Annotated in this window: 7 protein-coding genes, 2 tRNA genes and 3 rRNA genes; 3 read left to right on the forward strand and 9 right to left on the reverse strand. The window is 60.4% G+C overall.

What is annotated here, in order from left to right:
* Position 1: 1 nt before the first annotated feature.
* Positions 2 to 670, reverse strand: coding sequence for a DedA family protein (locus tag A5892_RS14490; protein WP_064123399.1), 669 nt, complete (start codon positions 668 to 670; stop codon positions 2 to 4).
* Positions 671 to 1,121: 451 nt separating this feature from the next.
* On the opposite strand from A5892_RS14490, the gene A5892_RS14495 reads away from it, so the two are divergent.
* Complete coding sequence (locus A5892_RS14495; protein WP_064123400.1) at positions 1,122 to 2,813, forward strand: NAD-dependent malic enzyme; 1,692 nt, start codon at positions 1,122 to 1,124, stop codon at positions 2,811 to 2,813.
* 125 nt (positions 2,814 to 2,938) lie between these two features.
* Here the strand turns inward: A5892_RS14495 and rrf are convergent.
* From rrf to A5892_RS14530, 7 genes are all read right to left on the reverse strand, one after another.
* A 5S ribosomal RNA gene (gene rrf / locus A5892_RS14500) occupies positions 2,939 to 3,054 on the reverse strand.
* A 122-nt stretch (positions 3,055 to 3,176) separates the two neighbouring features.
* A 23S ribosomal RNA gene (locus A5892_RS14505) occupies positions 3,177 to 6,171 on the reverse strand.
* 293 nt (positions 6,172 to 6,464) lie between these two features.
* Positions 6,465 to 6,540, reverse strand: a tRNA-Ala gene (locus A5892_RS14510).
* 37 nt (positions 6,541 to 6,577) lie between these two features.
* Positions 6,578 to 6,654: transfer RNA gene (locus A5892_RS14515), tRNA-Ile, on the reverse strand.
* 196 nt (positions 6,655 to 6,850) lie between these two features.
* Positions 6,851 to 8,390 (reverse strand): 16S ribosomal RNA (locus A5892_RS14520).
* The 16S, 23S and 5S rRNA genes sit together here with 2 tRNA genes alongside, the layout of an rRNA operon.
* Before the next feature lie 481 nt (positions 8,391 to 8,871).
* Positions 8,872 to 9,591: a GntR family transcriptional regulator gene (locus A5892_RS14525; protein ID WP_064123401.1), complete on the reverse strand. Its 720-nt coding sequence runs from the start codon at positions 9,589 to 9,591 to the stop codon at positions 8,872 to 8,874.
* A gap of 66 nt (positions 9,592 to 9,657) precedes the next feature.
* The gene (locus tag A5892_RS14530) at positions 9,658 to 10,527 is read right to left on the reverse strand and encodes an alpha/beta fold hydrolase (protein WP_064123402.1); all 870 of its coding nucleotides are present in this window, start codon (positions 10,525 to 10,527) and stop codon (positions 9,658 to 9,660) included.
* Positions 10,528 to 10,661: 134 nt separating this feature from the next.
* Between A5892_RS14530 and pabB the strand changes: the two genes are divergently transcribed.
* Both pabB and A5892_RS14540 read left to right on the forward strand, forming a co-directional pair.
* Positions 10,662 to 12,065: an aminodeoxychorismate synthase component I gene (gene pabB / locus A5892_RS14535; RefSeq protein ID WP_064124532.1), complete on the forward strand. Its 1,404-nt coding sequence runs from the start codon at positions 10,662 to 10,664 to the stop codon at positions 12,063 to 12,065.
* Positions 12,066 to 12,182: 117 nt separating this feature from the next.
* Complete coding sequence (locus A5892_RS14540; RefSeq protein ID WP_064123403.1) at positions 12,183 to 12,815, forward strand: phosphoadenosine phosphosulfate reductase domain-containing protein; 633 nt, start codon at positions 12,183 to 12,185, stop codon at positions 12,813 to 12,815.
* Between the two features lie 69 nt (positions 12,816 to 12,884).
* Here A5892_RS14540 and A5892_RS14545 read toward each other — a convergent pair whose 3' ends face one another.
* Positions 12,885 to 14,258 (reverse strand): L-serine ammonia-lyase, encoded by a 1,374-nt coding sequence (locus A5892_RS14545; protein ID WP_064123404.1) that lies wholly within the window; start codon positions 14,256 to 14,258, stop codon positions 12,885 to 12,887.
* Positions 14,259 to 14,310 lie beyond the last annotated feature (52 nt).

Here is a 14,310-nt window from a genome sequence, read left to right on the forward strand (position 1 = left end):
CTCAGTCGCGCCCGCTGCCGAAGCGACGCTTGGCAAAATAGAACAGCGAGCTCACCAGCCCGATCGTCAGCAGCAGGATCGGCAGCAGCAGCATGCAGGTAGTGAGGATCTCTTGGTGACGGGAGAAGAAAGCGGTATTGCTGATCAGGTAGCCAAGCGAGGTGAGAAGCCCCACCCACAGCGTCGCGCTGAGCACGTTGAACATCTGGAAGCGGGCGGTGGACAGCGGCGATATCCCGACCACCAGCGGCATCAGCGTGCGCACGAAGGGCATGAAGCGCCCGGCGAGCAGCGCCAGGAGCCCGTGGCGGTGGAGCAGCGCATGGGTCTGCTCCACTCGATGCGGCGGCAGATGATTAGCCATCCAGCGCTTTATCAACGGCGTGTCACTCAGCCATCGTCCCTGGATGAAGCCCAGCCATGACCCCACGCTCGCAGCCACGATCAGCACCAGGTTGATCCCCCAGAAGGAGAAAGCGCCCTGGCTCGCCATCACGCCGACCAGGATCAGCAAGGAATCCCCAGGAAAGAACGCAGCGGGCAACACGCCATTTTCAAGCGATATGATCAAAAACAGGATCAGCGGCAGCATCCATAGATAGCGAGCGGAGCGGATCATTTCATAATCCTGACTCAGAATCGCCATGAAGATGTTATAGAAGGTTTCCATCGAGTCTCACGCCTTTCACTTACGCCTGCACGACGACATCGCCATTGACCATCGCCCATAGTTGTCGCCACTTTACTCTAGATCACCGGCGCTGACCGCCGCCCAGAGCTTATTTCATTCAAAGCGATGCGACTACTTCAAGCCAGCGCAAGCCAAGCACGAGACAGAGGAGCGTCCAGGAACGCGCGGAGGCCACGATCGTGCCAGCTCGCAGGCCGCGACCAGAAGCCTGGGGCACCGCTGGCCCGGATCGCGCTATGGTGCCAGCGCGACGTGCAAAGGACTATCACACGCCTAGGGTAGAATGTTCGCCGCTCGAGAATGAATGCTATGTTGGAGAGATCGCGCCCACCCTGGGAGGAAGGTCGCGGCAGGACTCGCTCGTCGGTCCTGCTCGTCGGTCTTGTTCATTCCGGCGCGGTATCTTCCAGTCAGCAGATGCGAGTCCCAGATGACCGAAGCCACGCAGCGCCCTTTGTACATCATTCATTCCGGACCGACCCTGCTCGAGACCCCGCTGCTCAACAAAGACAGCGCCTTCTCTCTCGATGAGCGGGTAGCATTCAACCTCGTCGGCCTACTGCCGCAGAACATCGAGACGATCGAGGAGCAGGTCGAACGCGCCTATCGACAGTACTCAGACCAGCAAAGCGACCTCGACCGCCATATCTACCTGCGTGCACTGCAGGACAGCAACGAAACGATGTTCTTCCGCCTGCTCGAGGAGCATCTCGAAGAGATGCTGCCGATCATCTATACCCCGACGGTCGGCGAAGCCTGCCAGGCTTTCTCGCAGATCTACCGCTCCCACCGCGGCATATTCATCTCCTATCCCCACCGGGAGCACATCGACGACATCCTCAACAGCGCCACCAAGGACAACGTCAAAGTGGTGGTCGTGACCGACAGCGAACGCATCCTCGGTCTCGGCGACCAAGGTATCGGCGGCATGGGTATCCCGATCGGCAAGCTGTCGCTGTACACCGCCTGCGGCGGAATAAGCCCCGCCTACACCCTGCCAGTGGTACTCGATGTCGGCACCAACAACCCCGACCTGCTCGACGACCCGATGTATATGGGGTGGCGACACGAACGGGTCACCGGTGAGGCTTACTATGAGTTCGTCGACCTGTGCATACGTGCAATCATTCGCCGCTGGCCCAATGTACTGCTGCAATTCGAGGATTTCGCCCAGCACTCCGCGCTGCCGCTGCTCGAGAAATACAAGGATGCACTGTGCTGCTTCAACGACGACATCCAGGGTACCGCCGCAGTGGCGCTGGGCACGCTCTACTCAGCCTGCAAGGCGAAGAACGAGAAGATCTCGGACCAGCGCGTGGCCTTCGTCGGCGCGGGCTCGGCAGGCTGTGGAATCGCCGAACGGATCGTCGCGGCGATGATCGAGGAAGGCCTCGATGAGGCCGAGGCCCGGGCAAGAATATTCATGGTCGATCGTTACGGCCTGATCACCGACGACATGTCCAACGTCCCGGACTTCCAACGGCGGCTGGCCCAGAAACGAGCCGACCTGGTGCAATGGAAGGGAAACGAAAAGGACCTGGCCCTGATCGACGTGGTACACGGCGCCAAGCCGACCATCCTGGTCGGTGTCTCGGGGCAGCGTGGCCTTTTCACCGAGGAGGTGATCAGGGCGATGCACAGCTACTGCCCTTCCCCGCTGATCATGCCGCTCTCCAATCCCACCTCCCGGATAGAGGCGACTCCCCAGGAGATTCTCTCCTGGACCAATGGAGAAGCGCTGGTCGCCACGGGCAGTCCGTTTCGGCCGGTCAAACTGGGTGACCATGAGATTCCCATCGCTCAGTGCAACAACGCCTATATCTTCCCCGGCATCGGCCTCGGAGCCTTGGCGGCGTCAGCCCGGCGCATCACCGACGGCATGCTGATGGCGGCGGCCCGTGCGCTGGCCGACTGCTCGCCGGTGGCGCTGGAAGGCGAAGGTGCGGTACTCCCACCGCTGCGCGAGATCCAGAGCGTGAGTCGCAAGATCGCCTTCGCGGTGGCCAAGCGGGCACAGGAGGATGGGGTGGCACTGCAGATCAGCGATGACGAGATCGAGGCACGGATCGAGCAGAATTTTTGGCTACCGCGCTATCGCAGCTACCGCCGCGCCTCCTACTAGCGAAGCAGCGGCTCAAGAAGAGCGCGGGGCGCCCCTCGCCGGGCACCCCTCGCCGGGCACCCCTCGCCGGGCGCCCCAAAAGGGAAAACCCCCGCACCATCGGTGCGGGGGTTCTCGGGATGAATGCTTGACGATGACCTACTCTCACATGGGGAGACCCCACACTACCATCGGCGCTGAGCGGTTTCACTGCTGAGTTCGGCATGGGGTCAGGTGGGACCCGCTCGCTATGGTCGTCAAGCATATTCTGGCGCAAAGCCTGCCCATCAAGGCAAACTTCACTGATTCGTGGATCATGCTGGCCGAGATCGTCTCGTCGTATCCGTTGCTTCGTCTTTCGATGACCTGACCACTTGGGGTTATATGGTCAAGCCTCACGGACCATTAGTACACGTTAGCTCAAAGCGTTGACCGCTCTTCTACACCGTGCCTATCAACCTCGTCGTCTTCGAGGGTCCTTTAGGGGGCTCGAGGCCCCAGGGAAGTCTCATCTTGAAGGGGGCTTCCCGCTTAGATGCTTTCAGCGGTTATCCCGTCCGAACATAGCTACCCGGCAATGCCACTGGCGTGACAACCGGAACACCAGAGGTTCGTCCACTCCGGTCCTCTCGTACTAGGAGCAGCGCTTCTCAAACTTCCAACGCCCACGGCAGATAGGGACCGAACTGTCTCACGACGTTCTAAACCCAGCTCGCGTACCACTTTAAATGGCGAACAGCCATACCCTTGGGACCGACTTCAGCCCCAGGATGTGATGAGCCGACATCGAGGTGCCAAACACCGCCGTCGATGTGAACTCTTGGGCGGTATCAGCCTGTTATCCCCGGAGTACCTTTTATCCGTTGAGCGATGGCCCTTCCATACAGAACCACCGGATCACTAGAACCTACTTTCGTACCTGCTCGACCTGTCCGTCTCGCAGTCAAGCACCCTTATGCTCTTGCACTCAATGCACGATTTCCAACCGTGCTGAGGGTACCTTCGTGCTCCTCCGTTACTCTTTGGGAGGAGACCGCCCCAGTCAAACTACCCACCACACACTGTCCTTCCCCCGGATCACGGGGGCAAGTTAGAACGCCAATGATGCCAGGCTGGTATTTCAAGGTTGGCTCCCCCCGAACTGGCGTCCAGGGTTCATAGCCTCCCAGCTATCCTACACAAGCAACATCAGCGTCCAGTGTGAAGCTGTAGTAAAGGTTCACGGGGTCTTTCCGTCTAGCCGCGGGTACACTGCATCTTCACAGCGATTTCAATTTCACTGAGTCTCGGGTGGAGACAGTGTGGCCATCATTACGCCATTCGTGCAGGTCGGAACTTACCCGACAAGGAATTTCGCTACCTTAGGACCGTTATAGTTACGGCCGCCGTTTACCGGGGCTTCGATCAGGAGCTTCGCCTAAGCTAACACCATCAATTAACCTTCCGGCACCGGGCAGGCGTCACACCCTATACGTCCGCTTACGCGTTAGCAGAGTGCTGTGTTTTTAATAAACAGTTGCAGCCACCTGGACTCTTCGACCGGTTCGCGCTCCGAGAGCTAGTCTCTTCACCCTACGCCGGCGCACCTTCTCCCGAAGTTACGGTGCCATTTTGCCTAGTTCCTTCACCCGAGTTCTCTCAAGCGCCTTGGTATTCTCTACCTGACCACCTGTGTCGGTTTGGGGTACGGTCACACGTTACCTGAAGCTTAGAGGCTTTTCCTGGAAGCGTGGCATCAACGGCTTCCCAGTTCCGAAAAACTGGTTCGTCTCGTATCTCGGCTTTGAACCTCCGGATTTGCCAGGAGATTCGGCCTACCTACTTTTACCCGGACAACCAACGCCGGGCCCGCCTAGCCTTCTCCGTCCCCCCATCGCAGTAACGTCTGGTACGGGAATATTGACCCGTTTCCCATCGACTACGCCTTTCGGCCTCGCCTTAGGGGCCGACTCACTCTGCTCCGATTGACGTCGAACAGAAACCCTTGGTCTTCCGGCGGGGGTGGTTTTCACACCCCTTGTCGTTACTCATGTCAGCATTCGCACTTGTGATACCTCCAGCAGACCTTACGATCCACCTTCGCAGGCGTACACAACGCTCCTCTACCGCATGCCTGCATCCTTAAGCCTACTCCCTTCACGCGCAACGCCACCCACTCGACGTTCGTGGATGGCTTTCACTCGCTGCGCTCGTGCAAGCGAATAGTCTTAAGTGATGCAGGCACACCCGTAGCTTCGGCACCTGGTTTGAGCCCCGTTACATCTTCCGCGCAGGCCGACTCGACTAGTGAGCTATTACGCTTTCTTTAAAGGATGGCTGCTTCTAAGCCAACCTCCTAGCTGTCTAAGCCTTCCCACATCGTTTCCCACTTAACCAGAATTTTGGGGCCTTAGCTGACGGTCTGGGTTGTTTCCCTTTTCACGACGGACGTTAGCACCCGCCGTGTGTCTCCCACGCTGCACTCATCGGTATTCGGAGTTTGCCTCGGGTTGGTAACCCGGGATGGGCCCCTAGCCGAAACAGTGCTCTACCCCCGATGGTGATACGTGAGGCGCTACCTAAATAGCTTTCGAGGAGAACCAGCTATCTCCGAGCTTGATTAGCCTTTCACTCCGATCCACAGGTCATCCGAATCTTTTTCAACAGATCCCGGTTCGGTCCTCCAGTTGATGTTACTCAACCTTCAACCTGCCCATGGATAGATCGCCCGGTTTCGGGTCTATTCCCAGCAACTATGTCGCCCATTTAAGACTCGGTTTCCCTACGCCTCCCCTATACGGTTAAGCTCGCTACTGAGAATAAGTCGCTGACCCATTATACAAAAGGTACGCAGTCACAGGACTTGCCTGCTCCCACTGCTTGTACGCACACGGTTTCAGGATCTATTTCACTCCCCTCGCCGGGGTTCTTTTCGCCTTTCCCTCACGGTACTGGTTCACTATCGGTCAGCCAGGAGTATTTAGCCTTGGAGGATGGTCCCCCCATGTTCAGACAGGGTTTCACGTGCCCCGTCCTACTCGTTTTCACACCCTATGCCCTTTCATGTACGGGGCTATCACCCGCTACGGCCCGACTTTCCAGACGGTTCCACTAGAACATAAGCTGCTTAAGGGCTTCTCCCCGGTCGCTCGCCGCTACTGGGGGAATCTCAATTGATGTCTTTTCCTCGGGGTACTTAGATGTTTCAGTTCTCCCGGTTCGCCTCCGTACGTTATGTATTGGCGTACGGATACCGACCTTCTGGCCGGTGGGTTTCCCCATTCAGAAATCGCTGGATCAAAGGTCATTTGCCACCTCCCCAACGCTTATCGCAGGCTATCACGTCTTTCATCGCCTCTGGCTGCCAAGGCATCCACCGTGTGCGCTTAATCGCTTGACCATATAACCCGAAGGGGTCTGGTCACCGATCAACGAAAACAATTTCGCCGGATACGCTTGAGACGTATCTCTCTGCCCGCCTTGCGGCCGGCAGGCCAGCGTTCACGACACGAGGTCTCCACCCCGGTGTTCGCGCTGGACTTGGTCAGCATGATCCACATTGTTAAAGAGCGTACTGTCGCGAAGACAGTCGGAAACCCACGTCTTCCTCTTGATCCGGAGGACATTGGTTTGCGACTGGCATCGGTATTTTCTTCGTTGGCCTGGACAGCGACCTCGATTCAAACGAATCGATGGTGGAGCCTAGCGGGATCGAACCGCTGACCTCCTGCGTGCAAAGCAGGCGCTCTCCCAGCTGAGCTAAGGCCCCGTTGTCGTCACCGCTCTCACAGATCCAACCAGGAGAATGGTGGGTCTGGGCAGATTCGAACTGCCGACCTCACCCTTATCAGGGGTGCGCTCTAACCAACTGAGCTACAGACCCAGCTTCGGGCACTCAGAGCTTACCTTCGGCATACTTCGAACTGCCGACCTCACCCTGCTTTCCACAAGGTCAGGGGATGCGCTCCAACCAACCGAGCTACAGACCCAAGCCGGGGCCGTAGACCCTTAGTACTTCGCTCTTGCTTTCGATCAGGCAATTTGGTGTGGGTACTCGGCTCAACCACGGCGCTGTCGTTTAAGGAGGTGATCCAGCCGCAGGTTCCCCTACGGCTACCTTGTTACGACTTCACCCCAGTCATGAACCACACCGTGGTGACCGTTCTCCCGAAGGTTAAACTAGCCACTTCTGGTGCAATCCACTCCCATGGTGTGACGGGCGGTGTGTACAAGGCCCGGGAACGTATTCACCGCGACATTCTGATTCGCGATTACTAGCGATTCCGACTTCATGGAGTCGAGTTGCAGACTCCAATCCGGACTGAGGCGAGCTTTCTGGGATTGGCTTCACGTCGCCGCTTCGCAACCCTCTGTACTCGCCATTGTAGCACGTGTGTAGCCCTACCCGTAAGGGCCATGATGACTTGACGTCGTCCCCACCTTCCTCCGGTTTGTCACCGGCAGTCTCCTTAGAGTTCCCGACCGAATCGCTGGCAAATAAGGATAGGGGTTGCGCTCGTTACGGGACTTAACCCAACATTTCACAACACGAGCTGACGACAGCCATGCAGCACCTGTCTCAGAGTTCCCGAAGGCACCCATCCATCTCTGGATAGTCCTCTGGATGTCAAGGGTAGGTAAGGTTCTTCGCGTTGCATCGAATTAAACCACATGCTCCACCGCTTGTGCGGGCCCCCGTCAATTCATTTGAGTTTTAGCCTTGCGGCCGTACTCCCCAGGCGGTCAACTTAGTGCGTTAGCTGCGCCACTAAATCCTCAAGGGATCCAACGGCTAGTTGACATCGTTTACGGCGTGGACTACCAGGGTATCTAATCCTGTTTGCTACCCACGCTTTCGCGCCTCAGCGTCAGTGTCAGTCCAGAAGGCCGCCTTCGCCACTGGTATTCCTCCCGATCTCTACGCATTTCACCGCTACACCGGGAATTCTACCTTCCTCTCCTGCACTCAAGTCCGCCAGTTCCAAATGCTGTTCCCAGGTTGAGCCCGGGGCTTTCACATCTGGCTTAACAGACCGCCTACGCGCCCTTTACGCCCAGTAATTCCGATTAACGCTCGCACCCTCCGTATTACCGCGGCTGCTGGCACGGAGTTAGCCGGTGCTTCTTCTGCGAGTAACGTCCCCCCTCCAGGGTATTAACCCAAAGGCGTTCCTCCTCGCTGAAAGTGCTTTACAACCCGAAGGCCTTCTTCACACACGCGGCATGGCTGGATCAGGGTTGCCCCCATTGTCCAATATTCCCCACTGCTGCCTCCCGTAGGAGTCTGGGCCGTGTCTCAGTCCCAGTGTGGCTGATCATCCTCTCAGACCAGCTACGGATCGTTGCCTTGGTAGGCCTTTACCCTACCAACTAGCTAATCCGACATGGGCTCATCCGATAGCGGAAGGTCCGAAGATCCCCTCCTTTCTCCCGTAGGACGTATGCGGTATTAGCGTGCGTTTCCACACGTTATCCCCCTCTACCGGGCAGATTCCCATGCATTACTCACCCGTCCGCCGCTCGCCACCAGGGAGCAAGCTCCCTGTGCTGCCGCTCGACTTGCATGTGTTAGGCCTGCCGCCAGCGTTCAATCTGAGCCATGATCAAACTCTTCAGTTTAAATCTTGCTGCCCCCCACCTTCGAAAAGACGGACGGCTTAGCCTGGCTCGACATAGCTGTTACATCGACAAACGATGGATCGCTTGCCTTTGTGGTCGCTGCCTCGATGCCTGACTGGATACATCAGTGACGTTGCCGTCTCATCGAGCCGAGCGCCCACACAAATTGCCTGATCGACTTGTTAAAGAGCGTCTCGTCGCGGGCTGAACCTTGCTTCGAAGAAGCGTGCCCTGCGTCGAGTGGATGAGCATTCTACTCAGAAACGCTTTGGTGTCAACCACTTCCTTGAGGAAGCGTCGTTCGGAGCCAGCCAACCACCCGCTCCCGAACCAACCTGAAACACCAAAACAATCAATGACTTGCTCTTCCCGCTGCGGGTTAACCCCGGTCAGCGAGGGCGTACTCTATAGACCCCCTCGCCACTTGGCAAGCCCTTTCCGCAGGTTTTTCGCCATACTTTCGAATCACCTTTCGCGGATATCACTCCTTGGGCATCACAATGCCCTGCTCCCCGCTTTCGTCCAGCGCCATGGCATAGCGTTCGGAGACGTTCTGTCTCGACGCGACGACGTGCCGGCGCATCAGCATCTCGGCAAGTTCCTCGTCCCCCGCTTCGATCGCGTCGACGATACGATGATGCTCGAGATAGGCCCGCTGCGGGCGAGCTCCCTTGGCACTGAACTGAGTGCGATAGAGACGCACCAGGTAATAGAGATCGTCGCAGAGGATGGTGATTAGCATGCGATTGTGGCTGCCACGAGCGATCAGATAGTGAAAATCCAGATCACCCTCGCGCTGAAAATAGGCCTCTCCGGGCGGCATGCCCTCCTGGCGCTCATGGGCCGCGAGCACATCGCGCAGATTCTTGATCTCCTGCGCGGTCATGTTGCGCGCCGCTAGACGGGCGGCCATGCTCTCGAGCGACTCGCGGACATCGAAGAGTTCGAGCAGCTCGCGCATCGACAGCTTCACCACCCGGGCACCGACATGCGGCTCGCGCTCGATCAACCGATAGGCCTCAAGACGCCGCATCGCCTCGCGCAGAGGGCCACGTGAAATCCCGTAGGTCTGCGCAAGCCCTGGCTCGGTGATCTTGCTGCCCGGCGGCAGCTCGCCACGCACGATCGCCTCCTGCAGTTGCTGGAAGACACGCTCAGCGAGGGTGCGAACGGCACTACCGGAATGTGGGGCTTCACTCATGTCGCAGACGCATCCCTACCTTGGATCTGGAAGCGGAGGCTCGGCCACCGCTGAAAGAGGTGTAGCTTAGCGCAAACTCGCCGCACGCATAGCCGATGCTCGGTCGAGCAAGGCAGCGATCCGACGCGGTTTTTGAAACGGCAGCGAATGATCGGCACCACCGATCTCGACGCACTCCCAGTCATCGCGGGCAGCGGCAAGCGCGTGATGGTAATCGCGCAGCGTCTCAGGACTCTTGCCACCGACCAGACAGAGCACATGCCGCTGGGCGGCGATCACCTCCTCGCAATCGAGTCTGCACACTGCCTGGGCGAGGCAGTCGAGCGCGTTGGCGAAGCCGAGCGGACGCTCGGCGAGGCGCGCGATGGCCACTCGCTCTATGTATGGATGCCGCGAGCGCCGTGGCGCGATCAGATCGAGAAAATCGACGATCCCGGCCTCCACCTCCGTACCGCTACGAACCCGCGCCGCCGCGCGGTGATAACCTTGCCGCACGCAGCGCATCTCCGCCTGGTCGGCGCGCTCCAGCAGCCCCGGCTCGATCAACGTCGTGCTCTCGATACGCTCTCCCAGCCGTTGTTTGAGTCGCATCGCCACTAAGCCGCCGAACGAATAGCCGACCACTTCGCAGCGCTCCACCCGCTGGTCGTCGAGCAGTGCGACGATGTCCTCGACCACCTGATCGATGGTGAAAGGACGCTCGATGCCATCAGGATCGCGGCTACGACCCGCACCGCGCAGATCCGGCACCAAGAGCGTCGGTCGCGGCGCGATCAGCTCGATCATCGGCCCCCAGGTCAGCCCTCCGGCCACTCCCGCACCGTGCAGCAGCAGCAGCGCCGTGCCACCAGCGGACTCGATATCGACGCGCTTCCAGAACAGATCCTGCTCTTCAAGCGCCAGCACACCTTCGCTGAGGCCTAGCCCAGTCGCCATTGCTCACTCCAGATTCGATGCCCTGGGCGGGGATTATCGGAGTCTCGGCATCCGGCGACAATCGCCGCAACCTTCCGGGGAGTCGGCGCAAATGCGACAATCGCTGCTTCAACGACCCGGCCGACGCTCCTTTCATGATCCAACCAGACGCTCTTCGTCCGCTGCGCCTGCAAGCGTATCAGCTCGCCTATCCCGACGATCCACTGCACTATTTTTCCCGCTTGCGCAGCCTGCCGGGCGCGGTGCTGCTGGACAGCGGCGCACCTTCCACCGAGGCGGGCCGCTTCGACGTATTCAGCGCACTGCCGGTGGCCGTACTGACCACCGACGCGTGGGGCATCGCCCGCTGCCCGCGCTTCCCCCACCTGCCACTGGAGCCGTTCGAGGCGCAGCGCGCGCTGCTTGGACTACTCGATGTCGAGCACTCCACGGTACCCAAACACCTGCCCTTCAGCGTCGGACTGATCGGCTGCTGGCTCTACGAATTCGGCCGCCTGATCGAGGGCCTGCCCGGCAGGCCGCCCCGTGAGCAGGATGGGCCGCTGGCGCGCCTGCCTGCCGCTCGAGTCGGCCTCTACGACTGGTCAGTGGTACAGGACCACCAGCGCCGCGAATGCTGGCTGATCGCGGACGAGCGGCGCCGTGCGCAGCTCGTCCCGCTTTTGCACGCGCATGTGCGAGCGCCGCGAGCGTTCGCCCTGGAGAACGACTTCTCCCCCGCTATGAGCCGCGACGAATACGCCGCAGCCTTCACCCAGGTGCAGCGTTACATCGAGAACGGCGACTGCTACCAGATCAACCTCACCCAGCGCTTCTGCGCGCCCTATCGAGGCGATGAGTGGGAGGCTTACCTGCGCCTGCGCAAGGCGACGCCCTCCCCATTCGGCGCCTTCCTGAGCTGGACGGAGGAGCGCCCGGTCAGCGTGATGTCGGCCTCTCCGGAACGCTTCCTGCGCCTGGAGCGCGGCATCGTCACCGCTCAGCCGATCAAGGGCACCCGCCCCCGTGGCGCCACCGAGGAAGAGGACGAGCGCCAAGCCAGAGCGCTCGAAGCCAGCCTCAAGGACCTGGCCGAGAACGTGATGATCGTCGATCTGCTGCGCAACGACCTCGGTCGAGTCAGCCAGCCGGGCAGCATCGCTGTGCCTACGCTGACCAAGCGGATCGCCTACGCCAACGTCCATCATTTGGTCAGCACGGTGACCAGCCGACTGATGCCGGAGCACGATGCCCATGACCTCCTGCGCGCCGCCTTCCCGGGCGGCTCGATCACCGGCGCGCCGAAGCACCGGGCGATGGAAATCATCGATGAACTCGAACGCAGCCCGCGCACGTTCTATTGTGGCAGCGTCGGCTACATCGACGTCGGCGGCGACATGGACACCTCGATCGCGATCCGCACCGCGGTAGCGGTGGAGGGAGAGCTGCATCTGTGGGGCGGAGGCGGCATCGTCGCCGACTCGGACCAGGCCGAGGAGTATGCCGAGAGCATCGGCAAGATCGCCCGACTGATGGAGGCGCTGAGCGCCGCACAGTGATCCGCTATAAGCAGCGAAGTTTCGGCTATTACAGCCTCGGTCGCGATCTTTGCTAGGGTAGTCGCCATTCCCGTGCTGCGACTCGCGGCGCGCGCGCCAATCTTGGAGATTCATGCAATGACCGATCAAGCCGACTTCGATCTCGAAGTCATCAACCATGACCTCGGCCACGATGCCGAGGGCCTGGTGCGCTGGGCGCTTTCGCTCGACAAAAAAGCCATCTGCACCACCAACTTTCGCCCCTTCGAGGCGGTGATCCTGCACATGGTCACCCGGGTGCAGCCCGACATCCCGATCGTCTGGATGGACAACGGCTACAACACCGAGGCGACCTACCGCTTCGTCGAAGAGATACGCCGGCGGCTAGACCTGAACCTGATCACCTACCTGCCGAGACGCTCGCGCGCCCACCGCGAGGCGATCGACGGCCCGGTGCCGGGGCTCGATGATCCTCGCCACGAGGCGTTCACCGAAGAGGTCAAGCTCGAACCGTTCACCCGCGCGCTGCGCGAAACCGCCCCCGAGGTCTGGTTCACCGCCCTTCGCGCCAGCGACACCGCCGTGCGCGCCCAGATGCAGCCGGTCAGCCGCAATCCCGACGGGCTGATCAAGGTCGCTCCGCTGCTGCACTGGACGCCGAAGGAGCTGTATCAGTATCTCAGCGCCCACGACCTGCCCAACGAGTTCGACTACATCGACCCGACCAAAGGCGAGGCCAACCGCGAGTGCGGACTGCACCTGCAGCACTGAACCCGTCTCGATGAATTCGCGCCGCCCGGATGGGCGGCGCTTGTCTTCGCCTGCACCGGCAACCCACGCTCAGCACTCGATCGCGTTGACCGCAAGCCCTCCGAGCGAGGTCTCCTTGTACTTGCTCTGCATGTCGCGCCCGGTATCACGCATGGTGCGGATCACCTTGTCGAGAGAGACGAAATGCTCACCGTCGCCCTGCAGCGCGAACTGAGCGGCGTTGATCGCCTTCACCGAGGCGATCGCGTTGCGTTCGATGCAGGGGATCTGCACCAACCCACCGATCGGATCGCATGTCAGGCCGAGATTGTGTTCGAGTCCAATTTCCGCCGCGTTCTCGACCTGCTCGGGAGAACCGCCGAGCAGCTGGGCGAGGCCGGCCGCAGCCATCGCACAGGCGACGCCGACCTCTCCCTGGCAGCCGACTTCGGCCCCCGAGATCGAGGCGTTCTTCTTGCAAAGGATGCCGATCGCCCCAGCGGTCAGCAGGAAATCGACCACATCCCGCTCGGATGCCCCTGGCTGGAACTTCATGTAGAAATGCAGCACGGCAGGGACGATACCGGCCGCGCCATTGGTGGGCGCGGTCACCATCCGGCCACCAGCGGCGTTTTCCTCGTTGACCGCGAGCGCGAACAGGTTGACCCAGTCCATCGCTGAGAACGTCGTCGCGATCAGGTTGCCACGCTCGGCGCGCGAAAGGCGCTCGTACAGCGCCGCCGCACGACGCCGCACACCGAGCCCGCCAGGCAGAATCCCGCGCTGGTGCAAACCGCGTTCGACGCACGCCTGCATCGCGCCCCAGATGCTGATCAGCTTCGCCCGCACTTCTTCTTCGCTGCGCCAGGCGCATTCATTGATCATCATAAGCTCAGCGATGCTCAGCCCATGCTCCTTGCACAGCGCCATCAGTCGATCCGCACCGTCGAAATCGAAGGGCAGGCTGGTCGCGCCCGCATCGGCCGGCTCGTTGACCTCGGCAGCCGACAGCACGAAGCCGCCGCCCACCGAATAGTAGGTATTACCGTAGCGGCTACCATCACGGTAGCGCGCGACCAGGCTCAGCGCATTGGGATGATACGGCAGCGGCTCTACCGACCAGAGCAGGTCACGCTCCCAGACGAACGCCACCGCCACGCGATTGGCCAGCCGCAGCGTCTGGGACTCCAGCAGCTCCTCGATACAGGGTTCGATGATGCCCGGGTCGATGGAATCCGGAAGCTCGCCCATCAGCCCCATGATCACCGCACGATCGGTGGCGTGCCCAGCCCCGGTGGCGGCCAGGGAGCCATGCAGATGGACCTCGACGCCGACGACGCCCTCGAGGCTGCCCAGCGCATCGAGCTCGTCGAGAAAACGCCGTGCGGCCCGCATCGGACCAACGGTGTGCGAGCTGGAAGGACCAATGCCGATATTGAACAGCTCGAAGACGCTGATGGACATGGAATCAGATCCTTTCTGTGCTAGAGGCCAAGGCGCTTGGAACAGATCGCTT

This window comes from Halotalea alkalilenta (genome assembly GCF_001648175.1).
Taxonomy (GTDB): domain Bacteria; phylum Pseudomonadota; class Gammaproteobacteria; order Pseudomonadales; family Halomonadaceae; genus Halotalea; species Halotalea alkalilenta_A.